The organism is Nonomuraea sp. AD125B (assembly GCF_041402765.1).
Classification (GTDB): domain Bacteria; phylum Actinomycetota; class Actinomycetes; order Streptosporangiales; family Streptosporangiaceae; genus Nonomuraea; species Nonomuraea bangladeshensis.
In genome coordinates, this window is the sequence record NZ_JBGLOU010000001.1 from 663,048 (window position 1) to 679,941 (window position 16,894).

The window sequence follows — 16,894 nt, forward strand, 5'->3', positions numbered from 1 at the left end:
GGCCGTCGCCGCCGCGACACCGGCGGCGACGGCCTGCCGGACGGCGTCCCATCCGCTCGGGCTCGCGGAGATCTCGTCGGGGGGTGGGCAGGCGCGCTCGGGCGCCTGCTGAGCAGTCGTCATGGGCACGAACATTAGAGATCACCACCGACAGATCGAGGAGGGGCTTGCCGGAGGCGGGAGCGGGTAGGAACCGGCGCGCCCGGCCTTCCGCCCGCACCGGGACGGAGGCGCCAGGCGTTCGCCGCGGATGGATGCCGAGTGGGGGAGCACGGTTGGCGCACGAGTTCCGGGTGTGGGCGCCTGAGCGCGAACGGGTGGAGCTGGTCCTCGGGGAGCGCCGGCTCCCCATGCGGCCTGCCGCCGGCGGCTGGTGGGAGCGCACGGTGGAGGAGGCCGGGCCGGGCACGGACTACGCGTACGCGCTGGACGGCGGCCCGCCGCGGCCCGATCCGCGCTCGGCGTACCAGCCGCACGGCCCGCACGGGCCCTCCAGGATCGTCGACCACGCCGCCTTCCCCTGGACCGACGCCGCCTGGCGGGGCACCCCGCTGCCCGGCGCGCTCCTGTACGAGCTGCACGTCGGCACCTTCTCGCCCGAGGGCACCTTCGACGGCGTGATCGAGCGCCTGCCGCACCTGGCCGCGCTGGGCGTGGACGCGATCGAGCTGATGCCGGTCGCCGAGTTCTCCGGCCGCCGCGGCTGGGGCTACGACGGCGTCTCGCTGTACGCCCCCCACCACGCCTACGGCGGCCCCGACGGCATGAGACGCCTGGTGGACGCCTGCCACGCGCACGGGATCGGCGTCGTCGTGGACGTCGTCTACAACCATCTCGGCCCTTCCGGCAACTACCTGCCGGAGTTCGGCCCGTACTTCACCGGCCGCCACACCACCAACTGGGGCGACGGGGTCAACTTCGACGGGCCGGGCAGCGGCGAGGTCCGCGCGTTCGTCATCGACAACGCCCTCATGTGGCTGCGCGACTACCACTGCGACGGCCTGCGGCTCGACGCCGTGCACGCGATCGCCGACCACTCCGCCGCGCACGTGCTGGAGCGGCTCGCCGAGGAGGTCGCGGAGCTGGCCGCGCACGTGCGCCGCCCGCTGTTCCTCATCGCCGAGAGCGACCTCAACGACCCCCGCTTCGTCCGCTCCCGCGAGAGCGGCGGCTACGGCCTCGACGCCGCGTGGGCCGACGAGTGGCACCACGCCCTGCACGCGGCGCTGACCGGCGAGCGCGACGGCTACTACGCGGACTTCGGCCCGCTCGGCCTGCTCGCCAAGGCCCTGCGCCAGGCTTGGGTGTACGACGGCACGTGGTCGCCGCACCGCGGCCGGGTGCACGGGAGGTCACCGGCGGGGCTGTCCGGGCACCGGTTCGTCGTGTGCGCCCAGAACCACGACCAGGTCGGCAACCGGGCGCGGGGCGAACGGTCCGGCGCGCTCATGAGCGAGGGACGGCTGCGGGTCGCCGCCGCGCTGCTGCTCACCGCCCCCTTCACGCCGATGCTGTTCCAGGGCGAGGAGTGGGGGGCGCGCACCCCGTTCCAGTACTTCACCGACCACGAGGACCCCGAGCTGGGCCGCGCGGTCAGCGAGGGCCGGCGCAGGGAGTTCGCGGCCTTCGGGTGGGAGCCCGGACAGGTGCCCGACCCGCAGGACCCCGCCACGTTCGACCGCTCCCGCCTGGACTGGGACGAGCCCGGCGAGGAGCCGCACGCCGGGCTGCTCGCCTGGCACCGCGAGCTGATCGCGCTGCGGCGGCGGCTGCCCGCGCTCACCGACGGCCGCCTCGACCGGGTCCGCGCCGACTGCGACGAGGCCGCCGGGCTGGTGTCCGTCGAGCGCGGGCCGGTCCTGGTCGCCGCCAACCTCGGGGACAGTACGCGGGTCGTGCCCGCCCGTGGCCGTGCCCGGCTGCTGGCCGCGTCCGATCCGGGGATCACGCTGTCCGGGGACGACCTGACCCTGCCACCCGACACCGTCGCGATCCTGGGAGGCTGAGCCGATGACCGACGCGTGGGGGATCGACCACGAGTACGAGGACGCCGCCGGCCGCCACCAGCGGGTGCCGCCCGAGACGGTCGCCGCCCTGCGCGCCGTCATCGGCGCCCCGCCCGACCTCGGCGGCGACGGCCCGGGGGAGCCGGGGGTCGGGGGCCGCGGCGGTCCTGGGGAGCAGGGGACCCGGGCGCGGGGGCGCGGCGGCCCTGCGGAGCCGGAGACCCTGGTGATGCGGCGCGGCGACCAGATCGGGATCGCCGACCTCGTCCTGGAGGACGGCGCCGAGCTGCGCGTCGACGGCGCGCTCCCGCCCGACCTGCCGTACGGCTACCACACGCTGCGCCGCCCCGGCGAGGACACCGCGCACCGGCTCATCGTCAGCCCCGGCCGCTGCCGGCTGCCCGACCGCAGGGCCTGGGGGTGGGCCGTGCAGCTCTACGCGGCGCGGTCCCGTACGAGCTGGGGCGTCGGCGACCTCGCCGACCTGCGCAGGCTCGCGGGCTGGGCGGCGGGGCACGGCGCCGGGTTCCTCCTGGTCAACCCGCTGCACGCCACCGCGCCGGTCGTCCCCGTCCAGCCGAGCCCGTACTATCCGGCAAGCCGCCGCTTCCACAGCCCGCTCTACCTGCGGATCGAGGACGTGCCCGGCGCGGCGGCGGTCCTGGACGAGGAGACCGCGGCCCGCGGGCGCGCGCTCAACGACCGGCCCGAGCTCGACCGCGACGCCGCCTGGCGGCTCAAGCTCGCCGCGCTGGAAGGCATCTATGCCGCCGCGCCGCCCGGCGGCGACTTCGAGCGGTGGCGGGCCGGCCGTGGCCGGGCGCTGGAGGAGTTCGCCACGTGGTGCGCCCTCGCCGAGCGGCACGGGCCGAGCTGGCGGGCCTGGCCGGCCGAGTACCGCCGCCCGGACGGCCCCGCCGTGGCCCGCTTCGCCCGCGACCACGCGGACCGGCTCCGCTTCCACGCCTGGCTGCAGTGGCTCGTCTCGCGGCAGCTCGCCACGGCCGCCGCCGAGCTGCCGATCATGCAGGACCTCCCCGTCGGCGTGGACCCGGACGGCGCCGACGCCTGGTCCTGGCAGGATCTGCTCGCCGAGGGCGTCAGCGTAGGCGCGCCCGCCGACGAGTTCAACGCGGCCGGCCAGGACTGGGGCCTGCCGCCGTTCGTGCCGTGGAAGCTGCGCCGGGCCGGGTACGCGCCGTTCGCCGAGAGCGTCCGCGCCGCCATCGCCGCCTCCGGCGGGCTGCGCATCGACCACGTGATGGGCCTGTTCCGCCTGTGGTGGATCCCTGCGGGCGAGAGCGCAGGACGGGGCGCCTACGTCCGCTACCCGGCCGGCGACCTGCTCGACATCGTCGCCCTGGAGAGCCACCGGGCCGGCGCGCCCGTGGTCGGCGAGGACCTCGGGACGGTCGAGCCCGGCGTACGCGAGACGCTCGCCGGGCGCGACCTGCTGTCCTACCGCCTGCTCTGGTTCGAGCGGGACGACCCCGCCTCCTGGCCGGAGCGAGCGATGGCCGCCGTCACCACCCACGACCTGCCGACGGTCGCGGGCCTGTGGGACGGCGGCGACCTGGCCGAGCAGCGCCGGCTCGGGCTCGAACCCAACGAGGACGGCTCGCGCGCCCTGCGCGGCGCGCTCGCCGCCCACGGCGGCCTCGAACCGGACGCCGGCGCCGCCGACGCCGTCCTGGCCGCCTACCGGCGGCTGGCCGAGGCGCCGTCGCTGCTGCTGACGGCCACCCTGGACGACGCCCTCACCGCGCCCGACCGCCCCAACATCCCCGGCGCCGACGGCCTGCGCCCCAACTGGCGGCTGCCCCTGCCGGTGCCGCTGGAGGAGCTGGAACGGCTGCCCCTGCCCCGCGAGCTGGGCGAACTACTGTCCGGCGCGGTCCGCGGCAGCGCGAAAGGCGCTCTCGGGCGGTGAACGGCCCCGGTCAGCCGATGTTCCAGACGGAGGAGATCCGGTCGTTCCAGCCGCTGGGGACGAGGTTGGGGACATCGGTGTTCGGCGGGACGAAGAAGGAGCTGCCGGAGAAGTTGATGTGCTCGTAATAACGGACGGCGCAGTTCGTGCCGCCCAGTGAGCTGATCTCGTCGTTCCAGTCGTGGACGTGCAGCGGCCCGTGGTGGACGCCCCTCAGGTCGTTGTACGCATGCCCCGCCGCCAGCCAGAACCAGTCGCCGCCGTAGTCGACGTGCTCGAACATCTGCACCTCGCCCTGCGTCGGCGGACGGGGGTCGGCCATCGCCGCCCGCAGCTCCGCCGCCGCCCACAGGGCGCCGTTGAGCGCGCTGTCGTCGGTGAGCGCGACGAGCCGGTTGGCCCCGTAGACGTAGGTGAGCGGCCGGCCGTCGTAGCGGGACAGGTCGGCCGGATCGTGCTCGACGCCGTCGAGGACGACGGCCATGGCGGGCGCCCGGTGGGTGACGGGCTGTTCCGTCCCGGCGGAACGGGACAGCACGCGGGCGGGGTCCATCCGCGCCGGCGCGGCCGAGCGGGGCGCGGCGAGCGCCTTGCCGACCAGCTCCTGCAGCGTGCCGATGCCCTGCTCGCGCAGCAGCGCCAGGACGTCGTCCTCGGCGAGGCCGCCGACGTGGCCGGAGAAGTCGAGGAACCGCTCGACGTGGCGGCGGGCCTCGGGGGTGATCTGGGTGGCGGTCATGAGTGCCTCCTTCGTGGCTGGTGTCGCTCCTTCATGGTCGGGAAGGCGGGCGTCCGGGACAGCCCCCCAACATTGGGGATGGCGTCAGGCGGTGAAGGCCGCCATGAGCTCGTCCCTGCCGCCCGCCCCGGTCTTGCGGAACAACGCCTTGAGGTGGTCGTGGACCGTGTGCGCCGACACGCCGAGCACCCGGGCGACCTGCTTCGGGGCCGCGCCCCGGCACAGCAGCTCCAGCACCTGGCGCTCGCGGGGGGTGAGGCCGTACCAGTCGCAGAAGGAGGGCAGCACCAGCGCGCCCGCCGGCGACTGGATGACGACGGCCACCTCGCCCTCGCCCGCCGCGTCCAGGGGCTGGGCCTCGATCATCAGCCAGCGGCCGAAGCCGGCGGGCGGCGCGCACACGAACGGGCGCCCCCCGCCGGGCCCGCCACCGACGTTCTCCCGGGCGTTCTCCCTGGCGTCGAGCGCGAGGGCCGTCACCAGCGCCGGCATGAGCCAGCCCGGCGTGCCGGGCCCGTCCGGGCCGCTCATCCGGTCGAACCAGGCCCGGGCCTGCGGCGTCACCGTGCGGATGCCCTGGCCCTCCGCCACGATGACCAGCCCGGCGGGGAGCGGGGGGACCGTCGGCGCGAGCGGGCCCGCCGTGACGTGCCGGCGCAGCAGCGCGATCAGCGCCGGGCCGAGCCGGACCGCCCGGCGCGCGTCGTCCGCCGAGAACGGGCGGGAGCCTTCGGCCCGCACCAGCCCGAGCAGCCCCCACACGCCGTGGCCGTCCCGCAGCAGCAGCCGGAGCTCCGCGGCGGCCCCGCCCGCCACGAACGCCGTCCGCGCCCCCGCGCTCTCTCCCGCCGTCCCGCCGCCCGCTCCTTCCGCCGTCCCGCCGGCGATGCCGACCGGGGCGGGCCGATCGGCCAGGGCCGACGGGCGGCAGGGGTCGCCGTGCGCGGAGCGGTGGGCCAGCAGGGACCGCACCAGCTCCTCCTCGTAGCGGTGCCAGAAGCTGAACGACCCCTGCCCGAGCCCGGTCGCCGGGCTGGTGCCCACCAGGCGCAGCGCGTCGTGGCCCACCCAGGGCCGGATGGCCGCGGAGATCGCCGCCCTCAGCTCGCCGGCGGCGATGCCCCGGCCCGTCATCGTACGCAGATCATGAAGCAGGCGATCCGGTGTCACCCGGTCAGGTGAACACGGACGGTCACGCTCCGCAACCGGATTGTCGCCGACGGAATATGGTGACGTTCCAAAATGAGGTTTTTGCGCAAAACCACCGAGTGTTGTTCGATCTTGCTCCATCCTGGCCCGTGACGACGCCGCCACGTAAAGGAGCTCAATGATCAACCGACATCGGACGCTGCTCACGGCAGTGACCGCCCTGGTCACGCTGGGGACCGTCGCCGTCGCCCCGGCGCGGGCGTCCGCGGCCGCGCCGGTCAGCGTGACCTTCGCCGCGACGGAGGACGTCTTCGTCAGCCAGGCCGAGCCCGCCAAGAGCTTCGCCACCGCCACCTGGCTGAGCGTGTGCGGCTCCGGCTGCGGCAGCGCCACCGCGGGTCAGCGCCTGGCCCTGGCCCGCTTCAAGGTCATCGGCATCCCGGCGGACGCCGAGGACGTCAAGGTCACCCTGGACGTCGTCTCGGCCAGGACGACCGCCACCACAATCTCCGCCCGCGAGGTCACCGGCTCGTGGACCGAGGCGGCCACGACCTGGAACACTCGCCCGACCGTGGCCTCCGAGGTGGCCGGCTCGCACACCGGGTTCACCGCCGGGGCGACGGCCAAGCTGGACGTCTCCTCCGCCGTGGACGGCGACGGCACCTACGACTTCGCGCTCACCGGGACCTCCGACACCACGACCGTGCTCATGTCCTCCCGCGAGACCGGCGACCGCGGGCCGAAGCTGACGGTCACCTACACGCCGGGCTCCGGGGACGAGCAGACCTCGGGGCCGCTGCCGTTCACGCTGCCGGGCACGGCGGCGCTGCGGGCCTCGGGCAAGAAGGTGTTCGCGCACTACTTCACGCCCTACCCGGTCTCGCTCGACAACGCCGCTCCGGAAAACGATTACTACGCCCGCAACTACCTCAAACCGGAAGGGGAGAGCGGCAAGCACGCCGCCTACGGCGGGCTGCTGCGCGACCGGCCGGCCGGCCGCGCCCCCCTCACCGGCGACTACGCGCTGGCAGACCTCAAGACCGAGGTCAAGCAGGCCATCGCCGCAGGACTGGACGGCTTCACCGTGGACATCCTGTCGGTGACCAGCGCGCACTGGACGCGGGTGCAGAACCTCGTCAAGGCCGCCGAGGCGGTCGACCCCGGCTTCAAGATCGTGCTCATGCCGGACACGAACGGCCTGGCCTCGGTCGACGCCGCCACGCTCGCCGCGGCCATCGCCAAGCTGGCCGGCTCGAAGTCGGTCCTCCGGCTCGCCGACGACCGCCTCGTCGTGGCCCCGTTCAAGGCCGAGGGGCGGAGCGCCGCCTGGTGGGCCGACTGGATGAAGACCATGGAGAGCGCGCACGGCATCAAGGTCGCCCTGGTGCCCTGCTTCCTCGACTTCGGCAAGAACCGCGACGCCTTCGCCCCGATCAGCTACGGCTTCTCCAACTGGGGCGGCCGCAACCCCGCGGCGAACGCCAACCTGACCGCCAACATCACCACCGCCCACGGCCTGGGCAAGATCTGGATGCAGCCGGTGTCCGTCCAGGACGAGCGGCCCAACCAGGGCGTCTTCGACGAGGCCGGCAACACCGAGAACCTACGGGCCACGTGGAAGGGCGCGATCGACGGCAAGGCCGACTGGGTGCAGCTCACCACCTGGAACGACTACTCCGAGAACACCCAGTTCGCCCCCTCCAGGAACGCCGGATGGACCTACCTGGACATCAACGCCTACTACCTGACCTGCTACAAGCTCGGCTGCCCGAAGATCACGAATGACGTGGCCTACCTCACCCACCGCGTCCAGCCGGTCGCGGCGGCGCCCGCGTACGCGCAGACCAAGCTGATGAAGCTGCGTGGCGGCAGCACCGCGGCCCGCGACACGGTCGAGGTGCTGAGCATGCTCACGGCCGCGGCCAGGGTGTCGGTCACGGTGGGCGGCACGACGCAGACCTACGACGCGCCCGCCGGGGTGTCGGCCCGGACGTTCCCGCTCAAGCCGGGAACCGCTTCGGCCACCGTCACCCGGAACTCGGCGACGGTGGCGAAGGTCGTCTCGCCGTACACGATCAGCGCGACGCCATACGTCCAGGACCTGCACTACCGCGCCGTCTCCAGCGACCGCTGAGCTGATCTACAACGTAAAGGCGGCCGCCGGGTGATCACCTTCGCCTGGCGGCCGCCAGGTCCGGTGGCGGGCTCGCGGTGATCTCGCCATCCAGCAGGGCCGTCCCCAGCGGGGTGCGGGTGTGCAGGACGGCGGTGCCGTCGCGGCGGGTCTCGATCAGCCCGGCCTCGCGCAGGACGGTGGCGTGCCGGCTGGCGGTGGCGGGGGAGACGCCCAGCATGCGGGCGAGCTGGGTGGTGGTGGCGCCGTGGTCGAGCGCCTGCAGCGCGGCCGCGCGGCTGGCGCCCATGAGCGCGCTCAGGCCCGCGCCGGTCCGCCGGGCGGCCGGCCGCCACCGGTGCCGCTGCTGGATCGGGTAGATCAGCACGGGCGGCAGCCCGGGGTCGGCCATCGACAGCGGCGTGCGCTGGCAGAAGTACGACGGCACGAGGCGCAGCCCGCGTCCGCCCAGCGTCAGGTCCTGGTCCACGACGTAGTCGACCTCGAGGACGGGCGGCGTCCAGCGCACCAGCGGCCCGAGCCCGGCGAGCAGCGCTTCGACGCCGCCGCCGAGCACGTCCCTCGCCCGGCTTTCGCGGTCGGCGGCGAACGCGGCGTCGATGGATTCCTGGAACGGGGCGACGGCGGCGGCGTGGTAGTCGCGGAGGGCGTCGGCGAGCCCGCCGACCGCGCCGGTGTCGCCCTCGGCGAGCGGCCTGGCCCAGCCGGGCAGCGGCCGGTGCCGGGCGAGCCGGCCGAGCTCGGTGGCCAGCCGCCGCCTGGGGGTGCGGCGCAGCGCCTCCAGCCCGTGGCCGAGGCCGCGGCCGGCCTCGTACGGGGTGAGGAAGTCGGGGAAGTACGGCCCGGCAGGCGCGAGCACGTCGAGCAGTTGCGCGCCGGACCGCATGCGGGCGGTCCTGGCCGGCTCGGCGTGCAGGGCCGAGAACCAGGGACGGAAGGTCAGCGGGCGCACCCGGTCGCGGAGCCGGAAGCGGGTGAAGACGACCTCCCAGAGGGGGTCGGGCTGGTCGGCGAGGGTGACGCGGGCCAGGTCGCCGGCGGTGAAATGGATCCTCAGCGTCCCCATCCGGTCCCTCACGCCTTGACTGCGCCTGTCACCTCGTACGACACCATGGGCGCACTGGACCGTCAACCCGAAATATGGCATTTGTCGTGTTTGCGGCCAGAGGTAAAGGCTCTACCGCACGGCCCCTCCCGCCGGACACCATCGATCGCGTCGGAAGGAGGCGACCCCCCGTGAGGATCCCGCGTTCCGCCCGCCGCCTGACGGCCGCCGTGGCCGCCGTGTGCGGGCTCGTCCTGGCCCTGGCTCCCCCGGCGGCCGCCGCGCCCGCCCCCGTCACGGTCGGGCCGCTGCCCGTCAGCGCCGTCGCGCCGATGGGCGCCGAGGCCGCCGCGCAGACCGCCCGCGCCCGCGCCGGCCGGGCCCGCGCCGCCACCCCCGCCGGCGCCGCGCGGGAAGGGCACGCGGGGACACTGGCCGCCCGCCGTTTCCACGAGCTCCAGCTCAACCTCTGCAACAGCGGGCACGCGGGCTGCTATGCCGGGGGTCAGGCCGTCTACGAGGGCGGCGACCTGATCTACTACCTGGCGCCCGACCTGGTGACGCTCAACGAGATCTGCGCGGGCGACCTGCCGGCCTACCTTCAGCCGTCGCTCGCCGAGGCGTGGCCGGACGACTGGACGTACTCGCTGTTCTACCCGGCGCTGAACAAGCAGACCGGCGCGCCGATCACCTGCACGAACGGCGACAGCTTCGGCAACGCCGTGCTCGGCCGGGTCCCGGCCGCGCTCTGGCAGGGCGTCAACGGCTGGGCCGGCGAGTACACCACGCAGGACGGCGGCAACGAGAAGCGCACGTTCGCCTGCGCGTACGCGATCGGCGACCACCTGGCGTGCGCCACCCACCTGAGCTCGTCCAGCGAGCCGATCGCGCTGGCGCAGTGCCGGGCGCTGATGTTCAGCGCGGTGCCGGCGATCAGGTCGGCGGAGGGGATCTCGGGCCGGACCGTCGTCGGCGGCGACTTCAACCTCGAGTACGACACCTCGGACCCGGAGAACGCCCAGAACTGTGTGCCGGCCGGCCACGTCCGCAAGGGCGACGGTGACGTGCAGCACGTGATTTTCAGCAACGACCTCACCTTCGGCAGCACCGGCAAGTACGGCCTGAGCCACACCGACCACGACGGCTTCCTGGTCCGCCTGACGAAGCCTTAGACGCGGTCTTGGACGCGGCCTCGGAGGCGGCCTCGGAGGCGGGGGCGGGCGTGAGCCCGGGGCGCGCGGACGGCGCGACCCCGGGCTGCGCTCATGCGCCGCTCTCGGCGGCCACCGGAACCGGGACCGCGGGAACCGCATCCACGGAGTCCGAGTCCGCGGTAGTCGAGTCCGCCGGAACCGACGCCGCGGGAACCGGGTCCGACGGGCGCGAAAGGACGGGATGGAGGGCCCGCCGCTCGGGACGGCGCGGGCGCGGGATCGGCAACCGGTGCGTCGCCCGGTGTCGCGGGCGCCGGCGCGGGGCGTGCGGAGTGCTCGCGGTGCCAGCAGTGCTCGGGGTGCTTGGGGTGCTCGCGGGGGAGCCGGGGCGTTCGACGTCCGCGGGAGCCGGGGAGCCGGTTCCGGGGGAGACGCCTTCGGGGGTACGGGGGCCGGATGCCGGGGCGGAGGAGTCCAGCAGCGTCTCCTCCAGGACCTGCATGAGCATCAGGCCGATCAGGGCCAGGATCGGGATGGCCAGTGCCACGACGAGGATGATGTTCACCTCCCACGGAACGTCGCGTCTTCGCCCGCCCTGCCGGCCGGGCGTCGTGCGGCCACTACCTCGGATAATTCCAAATAAACCGGACATTTTGCGGGAACGAGGAGAGCCCTGCCCCAGGACACGAAGAAGGAGCCGACATGGCCGAGCAGCGTGACGTCATCGAGGTGCTGACGCACGACCATCGCGAGGTCGAGCAGATGTTCTCCGAGCTCGAAGACATGCGGGGCGCCATCGGCGAGCGGCCCAAGCTGCTGGCCGAGAACGTCGTCATCGAGCTCGTCCGCCACTCCGTCGCCGAGGAGCAGTACCTCTACCCGGCCGTGCGCGAGCACGTGCCCGGCGGCGACGAGCTGGCCGACGACGAGATCGCCGAGCACGCCGCGGCCGAGCGGACGATGAATGACCTCGAGCACCTGGAGCCCGGCGACGACCGGTTCTGGCCCGTGCTGGACCGGCTCATGGCCGAGGTCCGCCACCACCTCCGCGAGGAGGAGGACGAGCTGTTCCCCCGCCTGCGCGCGGCCTGCGACCAGGAACAGCTCGAAGAGCTGGGCGCGAAGGTCGAGCGGGCCAAGAAGACGGCCCCGACCCGCCCCCACCCCTCCGCGCCGGACACCCCGCCGGTCAACCGCCTGCTGATGCCCGGCGCCGGGCTGGTGGACCGCATCCGCGACGCCCTCACCGGCCGCGGCCGGTCCTGACCGGGCCCGGGGTCACCACGTCCCCGGCGGGGGACCGACGATCGGCTCCGAGGGGCGGCCGTCCACGCCGACCGGGACCTCGCCGTGCAGCATGACCCGGTGCATCACGCGCGGCTGCGCGAGATGCCCGGTGTCGGCGGGCGCGAGGTGCATGGTGGCGCGGTTGTCCCAGAACGCCACGTCGCCCGGCTCCCACCGGAAGCGCACGGTGTACTCCGGGCGGGTCGCCTGCCCCAGCAGCAGCTCCAGCAGCGGCCCGCTCTCCAGCCTGGAGACCTCCGCGACGCGCTCCAGGTAGTAGCCGTTGACGAACAGCACCCGTTCCCCCGTCTCCGGATGGACCCGGACCAGCGGGTGCAGGGTCGCGATCTGGTGGGAGAGCAGGTGCCGCAGGTAGGCGTCGTCGCGGGCGCGCGGCTGGTAGCCGACGCCGAGGCGGTGCTCGGCGCGCAGGCCGTCCACGAAGCGGCGCACCGGCTCCGAGAGCCCGGCGTAGGCGGCGGCCAGGTTCGCCCACGTCGTGTCGCCCCCGTACGCGGGCACGCTCTCGGCCCGCAGGATCGTCGCGGCCGGCGGGTCGATCCGCGCGCCGTGGTCGCAGTGCCAGCCCCGCAGGTGCGAGTGCCGCCGCCGCTCCAGCCACTCCTCGCGTTCCATGCCGTACCGGCCGGCCAGCTCCAGCCGGTCGGCGGTGGTCTCGACCTCGGGGAACCCCTCGGGCGACGCCGAGCCGCGCCGGCTCAGGACGATCGGCTCGCCGAAGCGGCGGGCGAGGGCGACGTGCCCGGCGTGGTCGAGCCGCTGCCCGCGGAAGAACACCACCTTCCACCGGTGCAGCGCCTGCCTGATCGCCGCGACGGCCGCGTCGTCCGGCCCCTCCGCCAGGTCCACTCCGTCGATCTCCGCGCCGATGTGCCCCGCCACCGGCCTGACCCGTACGCCCGTCTCCGCCGTCACGCGGCATCTATACCCCGCCGCTTTGCCGGAACATGCACCCGTACGGGCGGGTCGATGGTTTTCCGTCGATCTACGGCCGGGAACGGGACGATCTGCGACCCACGGACGAGACGGACGAGGCGGAGGCGGTGACATGCCGAGCAAGGAGCAGGTGCTGCGGCTGCTGGGCCTGGGGCACGGCTACGGCGAGATCGCCCGGCGGCTGGACGTCCCCGCCGGGCAGGTGTACCTCGTCGCGACCGGCATCCCGGCCGACGGCGGCGGCACCGTCACCCGCGCCCAGCGGCAGCGGCCCGGCATGCTGCGCTCCCGCACCCAGCGCCTGGTCAACCCGCGTGAGGTCAACCCCGTCGCACGGGAGGACGTGCACGCCTGGGTCCGCAGCAGGGCCCGGAGCGAGCGGGCCGCGGAAGCGGGCCGATGACGATGAAGCTACCTGGGAAGCTACCTGGCGGGCTGGGCTCCTGGCCGCTCCTGCGGCAGCTCACCGGCCCCGACCGGACCGGCCGGGGCGCGGCGGTGCGGTCGGCGCGCACCGACCACCTCACGGCGCGTACGGCCACGGCCGACCGCGTGGTCAAGTCGGTGTGCCCGTACTGCGCGGTTGGCTGCGCGCAGAACGTCTACGTCAAGGACGAGCGGGTCGTGCACATCGAGGGCGATCCCGACTCCCCGGTCAGCCGGGGCCGGCTGTGCCCCAAGGGCGCGGCCACGCTCCAGCTCACCACCGGCGAGAGCCGTATGTACCAGGCGCTCTACCGGCCGCCGGGCGGCGCCGACTGGCAGGAGATCGACCTCGACCAGGCCATGGACATGATCGCCGACCGGGTCATCGGCACCCGGCGGGCGACCTGGGAGTGGGAGAAGGCCGGCAAGCGCACCGCCCGCACGATGGGCATCGCCAGCCTGGGCGGCGCCACGCTGGACAACGAGGAGAACTACCTCATCAAGAAGCTGCTCACCTCGCTCGGCGTGGTGCAGATCGAGAACCAGGCCCGCGTGTGCCACAGCTCCACCGTGGTCGGGCTCGGCACGTCGTTCGGGCGCGGCGGCGCGACCACGTTCATGCAGGACCTCCAGCACTCCGACTGCGTGATCATCCAGGGCTCGAACTTCGCCGAGGCGCACCCGGTCGGCTTCCAGTGGGTGATGGAGGCCAAGGCGCGCGGCGCGGTGATCATCCACGTGGACCCGCGCTTCACCCGTACCAGCGCGCTGGCCGACCTGCACGTGCCCATCAGGGCCGGCTCCGACGTGGCCTTCCTCGGCGGGATCATCAATCACGTCCTGAGCAACGAGCTGTACTTCCGCGAGTTCGTCCTCGCCTACACCAACGCGTCCACCATCCTGCGCGAGGACTACCGCGACAGTGAGGACCTCGACGGCCTGTTCTCCGGCTTCGACGCGACCCACCGCCACTACTCCAGCGAGACCTGGCAGTACGACGGCATGCTCACCGTGGCCGCCTCCGGCCGGCGTGACGAGGCCTACGACACCGACTACGACGAGCACGTGGCCGGCGGCTCCGAGACGCACGGCGCGATCGGCCACTCGATGGAGGGCACCCCGCGCCGCGACGAGACCCTGACCGACCCGCGCTGCGTCTTCCAGGTGCTGAAGCGCCACTTCGCCCGCTACACGCCGGAGCTGGTCGAGCGCGCCTGCGGCATCCCGCCGGAGCTGTTCGAGCAGGTGTGCCGCCACCTGACGGAGAACTCCGGGCCCGAGCGCACCGCCGAGTTCGTCTACGCGGTCGGCTGGACCCAGCACAGCGACGGCTCCCAGTTCATCCGCACCGCCTGCATCCTGCAGCTCCTGCTCGGCAACATGGGCCGGCCCGGCGGCGGCATCCAGGCGCTGCGCGGGCACGCCAGCATCCAGGGCTCCAGCGACATCCCGACCCTGTTCAACCTGCTGCCCGGCTACATCCCGATGCCGCACGCCCACCGGCACGAGACGCTGAACGCCTTCCTCATGGCCGACGCCGCGCACAAGGGCTACTGGGCCGACATGCCCAACTACCTGGTCAGCCTGCTGAAGGCGTGGTGGGGGCCGTCGGCCCGCGCGGACAACGACTTCCGCTTCGACTGGCTGCCCAGGCTCACCGGCAGCCACAGCACGTACGACACCGTGATGGCCCAGCTCGAAGGCTCCTGCAAGGGCTACTTCCTGCTCGGCGAGAACCCCGCCGTCGGCTCGGCCAACGCGAAGATGCAGCGCCTCGGCATGGCCAACCTGGACTGGCTGGTGGTGCGCGACTTCAGCCTCATCGAGTCGGCCACCTGGTGGAAGGACGGCCCGGAGATCGAGACCGGCGAGCTGCGCACCGAGGACATCGGCACCGAGGTGTTCTTCCTGCCCGCCGCGACCCACACCGAGAAGAGCGGCAGTTTCACCAACACCAACCGCATGCTGCAGTGGCACCACCAGGCCGTCGAACCGGCCGGCGACGCCCGCAGCGAGCTGTGGTTCATGTACCACCTGGGCCGCATCATCCGGGAGAAACTGGCCGGCTCCACCGACCCGATGGACGCGCCGGTGCTCGACCTCACCTGGGACTACCCGGTCGAGGGTGACCACGGCGAGCCGGTCGCCGAGGCCGTGCTCGCCGAGATCAACGGCTGGAACGAGCACGGCGACCCGCTGCCCGGCTACTCCGCGCTCAAGCCGGACGGCTCCACCTCGTGCGGCTGCTGGATCTACTGCGGCGTCTACAAGGACGGCGTCAACCAGGCCGCCCGCCGCAAGCCCGCCGAGGAGCAGAACTGGATCGCCGCCGAATGGGCCTGGGCCTGGCCGGACAACCGGCGGCTGATGTACAACCGGGCCTCCGCCCGGCCCGACGGCAGCCCCTGGAGCGAGCGCAAGAAGCTCGTCTGGTGGGACGCCGCCCAGGGCCGCTGGACCGGCTACGACGTGCCCGACTTCGACGCCACCAAGCCGCCGGACTACCGGCCGGCCCCGGACGCCACCGGCCACGACGCGCTCTCCGGCATCGACCCGTTCATCATGCAGGCCGACGGCAAGGGCTGGCTGTTCGCCCCGTCCGGGGTGGTGGACGGCCCGCTGCCCGTCCACTACGAGCCGCAGGACTCGCCGGTGCGCAACCCGCTCCACCCGGACCAGCAGCGCAACCCGGCCCGCATGCTGTTCCCGCACGAGCACAACCGCGCCAACCCCAGCGGCGACGACCCCGGCGCGGCGCTCTACCCGTACGTCGTCACCACCTACCGGCTGACCGAGCACTTCACCTCGGGGGCAATGAGCCGCACCGTGCCCTACCTGGCCGAGCTGCAGCCGGAGATGTTCTGCGAGGTCTCGCCCGAGCTGGCCGCCGAGCGCGGGCTCGTGCACGGCGACTGGGCCACGATCGTCACCGCCCGCAACGCCATCGAGGCGCGGGTGCTGGTCACCCGCAGGATGCCCGCCCTGCACCTGGACGGCAAGGTCGTGCACCAGATCGGGCTGCCGTTCCACTTCGGGCCCAACGGGGTGGTCACGGGCGACGCCGCCAACGAGCTGTCGTCGATCACCCTCGACCCGAACTCCCACATCCAGGAGGTCAAGGCGTTCTCGGCCGACATCCGGCCGGGCCGCCGCCCGCGCGGCCCCGGCCTGACCTATCTCGTCCGTGACCAGCAGCTCCGGGCGGGCGTCACCGAGCACACCGGCATGGAGATCTGATGAGCGCCGACCCGGCGACCGCGAGCGGCTACACCACCCACCCGCAGCGGATGGGCTTCTTCACCGACACCAGCGTCTGCATCGGCTGCAAGGCGTGCGAGGTGGCCTGCAAGGAGTGGAACCACGTCCCGGACGACGGGATGACCTTCACCGGCATGTCCTACGACAACACGCTGAGCCTGAGCGCCGACACCTGGCGGCACGTCGCGTTCATCGAGCAGCCCGAGCCGCTCGGCCGCCAGGAGCCCGGCGTCGGCGGGATGGACTTCCGCTGGCTCATGGCCTCCGACGTGTGCAAGCACTGCACCCACGCGGCCTGCCTGGACGTCTGCCCCACCGGCTCGCTGTTCCGCACCGAGTTCGGCACCGTCGTCGTCCAGGACGACGTCTGCAACGGGTGCGGCTACTGCGTGCCCGCCTGCCCGTACGGGGTGATCGGCAAGCGGGAGAGCACCGGTGTCGCGGCCAAGTGCACGCTGTGCTACGACCGGCTCGGCGTCGGCCAGGAGCCGGCCTGCGCCAAGAGCTGCCCCACCGACTCCATCCAGTTCGGCGAGCTGGACGAGCTGCGCGAGCGCGCCGCGCGCCGGCTGGAGCAGGTGCGCGCCGCGGGGGTGGACTCCGCCCGCCTGTACGGCCACGACCCGGACGACGGCGTCGGCGGCACGGGCGCGTTCTTCCTGCTGCTGGACGAGCCCGAGGTGTACGGGCTGCCGCCGGACCCGGTGGTGACGACGAGGGACCTGCCGTCGATGTGGCGGCAGGCGGGCATCGCCGCGGCCGTGCTGCTGGCCGGCATCGCCGCGGCCACATGGGGGAGCCGTACGTGA

At 73.7% G+C, this 16,894-nt stretch carries 12 protein-coding genes; 8 read left to right on the forward strand and 4 right to left on the reverse strand.

The window, feature by feature from the left end; all coding sequences use genetic code 11:
* The first annotated feature begins 254 nt into the window (after positions 1-254).
* Together treZ and malQ are read left to right on the forward strand one after the other, a co-directional pair.
* Entirely contained in the window at positions 255-2,006 is a 1,752-nt protein-coding gene (gene treZ / locus ACBR40_RS03020) for a malto-oligosyltrehalose trehalohydrolase (RefSeq protein ID WP_371247271.1), read from the forward strand.
* Between the two features lie 4 nt (positions 2,007-2,010).
* Positions 2,011-3,936 carry a 4-alpha-glucanotransferase gene (malQ, locus tag ACBR40_RS03025; RefSeq protein ID WP_371247272.1) on the forward strand — a complete coding sequence of 642 codons (1,926 nt, stop codon included), beginning with the start codon at positions 2,011-2,013 and terminating at the stop codon, positions 3,934-3,936.
* 10 nt (positions 3,937-3,946) lie between these two features.
* Here the strand turns inward: malQ and ACBR40_RS03030 are convergent, their stop codons facing one another.
* Both ACBR40_RS03030 and ACBR40_RS03035 read right to left on the reverse strand, forming a co-directional pair.
* Positions 3,947-4,675, reverse strand: a complete 729-nt coding sequence (locus ACBR40_RS03030) for a peptidase inhibitor family I36 protein (protein WP_371247273.1) — start codon at positions 4,673-4,675, stop codon at positions 3,947-3,949.
* A gap of 84 nt (positions 4,676-4,759) precedes the next feature.
* A complete protein-coding gene (locus ACBR40_RS03035; protein WP_371247274.1) occupies positions 4,760-5,809 on the reverse strand; it encodes a response regulator transcription factor in 1,050 nt (349 codons plus the stop codon).
* Positions 5,810-6,002: 193 nt separating this feature from the next.
* Between ACBR40_RS03035 and ACBR40_RS03040 the strand changes: the two genes are divergently transcribed.
* The gene (locus tag ACBR40_RS03040) at positions 6,003-7,958 is read left to right on the forward strand and encodes an endo-1,3-alpha-glucanase family glycosylhydrolase (protein ID WP_371247275.1); all 1,956 of its coding nucleotides are present in this window, start codon (positions 6,003-6,005) and stop codon (positions 7,956-7,958) included.
* A 34-nt stretch (positions 7,959-7,992) separates the two neighbouring features.
* On the opposite strand, the gene ACBR40_RS03045 is transcribed toward ACBR40_RS03040, so the two are convergent.
* Positions 7,993-9,024: an ArsR/SmtB family transcription factor gene (locus ACBR40_RS03045; RefSeq protein ID WP_371247276.1), complete on the reverse strand. Its 1,032-nt coding sequence runs from the start codon at positions 9,022-9,024 to the stop codon at positions 7,993-7,995.
* A gap of 170 nt (positions 9,025-9,194) precedes the next feature.
* Between ACBR40_RS03045 and ACBR40_RS03050 the strand changes: the two genes are divergently transcribed.
* On the forward strand, positions 9,195-10,175 hold the full coding sequence (locus ACBR40_RS03050; protein ID WP_371247277.1) for an endonuclease/exonuclease/phosphatase family protein: 981 nt from the start codon (positions 9,195-9,197) through the stop codon (positions 10,173-10,175).
* A gap of 684 nt (positions 10,176-10,859) precedes the next feature.
* Positions 10,860-11,423, forward strand: coding sequence for a hemerythrin domain-containing protein (locus ACBR40_RS03055; protein ID WP_371247278.1), 564 nt, complete (start codon positions 10,860-10,862; stop codon positions 11,421-11,423).
* A gap of 12 nt (positions 11,424-11,435) precedes the next feature.
* Here the strand turns inward: ACBR40_RS03055 and ACBR40_RS03060 are convergent, their stop codons facing one another.
* Positions 11,436-12,380, reverse strand: a complete 945-nt coding sequence (locus tag ACBR40_RS03060) for a TauD/TfdA family dioxygenase (protein ID WP_344216518.1) — start codon at positions 12,378-12,380, stop codon at positions 11,436-11,438.
* Positions 12,381-12,513: 133 nt separating this feature from the next.
* Between ACBR40_RS03060 and ACBR40_RS03065 the strand changes: the two genes are divergently transcribed.
* The 3 genes from ACBR40_RS03065 to ACBR40_RS03075 are packed head-to-tail and all read left to right on the forward strand — an operon-like array spanning position 12,514 to position 16,894.
* The gene (locus tag ACBR40_RS03065) at positions 12,514-12,804 is read left to right on the forward strand and encodes a hypothetical protein (RefSeq protein WP_344216516.1); all 291 of its coding nucleotides are present in this window, start codon (positions 12,514-12,516) and stop codon (positions 12,802-12,804) included.
* A 2-nt stretch (positions 12,805-12,806) separates the two neighbouring features.
* Positions 12,807-16,064, forward strand: coding sequence for a formate dehydrogenase (fdh, locus tag ACBR40_RS03070; RefSeq protein WP_371247579.1), 3,258 nt, complete (start codon positions 12,807-12,809; stop codon positions 16,062-16,064).
* Complete coding sequence (locus tag ACBR40_RS03075; protein WP_344216514.1) at positions 16,064-16,894, forward strand: 4Fe-4S dicluster domain-containing protein; 831 nt, start codon at positions 16,064-16,066, stop codon at positions 16,892-16,894. Before fdh ends, ACBR40_RS03075 begins: the two co-directional genes overlap by 1 nt.

Excerpts from the sequence above, each read along its gene's own strand:
- treZ (WP_371247271.1), top strand. The coding sequence starts at position 255 with ATGCCGAGTGGGGGAGCACGGTTGGCGCACGAGTTCCGGGTGTGGGCG.
- malQ (WP_371247272.1), top strand. The coding sequence starts at position 2,011 with ATGACCGACGCGTGGGGGATCGACCACGAGTACGAGGACGCCGCCGGC.
- ACBR40_RS03030 (WP_371247273.1), bottom strand. The coding sequence starts at position 4,675 with ATGACCGCCACCCAGATCACCCCCGAGGCCCGCCGCCACGTCGAGCGG.
- ACBR40_RS03035 (WP_371247274.1), bottom strand. The coding sequence starts at position 5,809 with ATGACGGGCCGGGGCATCGCCGCCGGCGAGCTGAGGGCGGCGATCTCC.
- ACBR40_RS03040 (WP_371247275.1), top strand. The coding sequence starts at position 6,003 with ATGATCAACCGACATCGGACGCTGCTCACGGCAGTGACCGCCCTGGTC.
- ACBR40_RS03045 (WP_371247276.1), bottom strand. The coding sequence starts at position 9,024 with ATGGGGACGCTGAGGATCCATTTCACCGCCGGCGACCTGGCCCGCGTC.
- ACBR40_RS03055 (WP_371247278.1), top strand. The coding sequence starts at position 10,860 with ATGGCCGAGCAGCGTGACGTCATCGAGGTGCTGACGCACGACCATCGC.
- ACBR40_RS03065 (WP_344216516.1), top strand. The coding sequence starts at position 12,514 with ATGCCGAGCAAGGAGCAGGTGCTGCGGCTGCTGGGCCTGGGGCACGGC.
- fdh (WP_371247579.1), top strand. The coding sequence starts at position 12,807 with ATGAAGCTACCTGGGAAGCTACCTGGCGGGCTGGGCTCCTGGCCGCTC.
- ACBR40_RS03075 (WP_344216514.1), top strand. The coding sequence starts at position 16,064 with ATGAGCGCCGACCCGGCGACCGCGAGCGGCTACACCACCCACCCGCAG.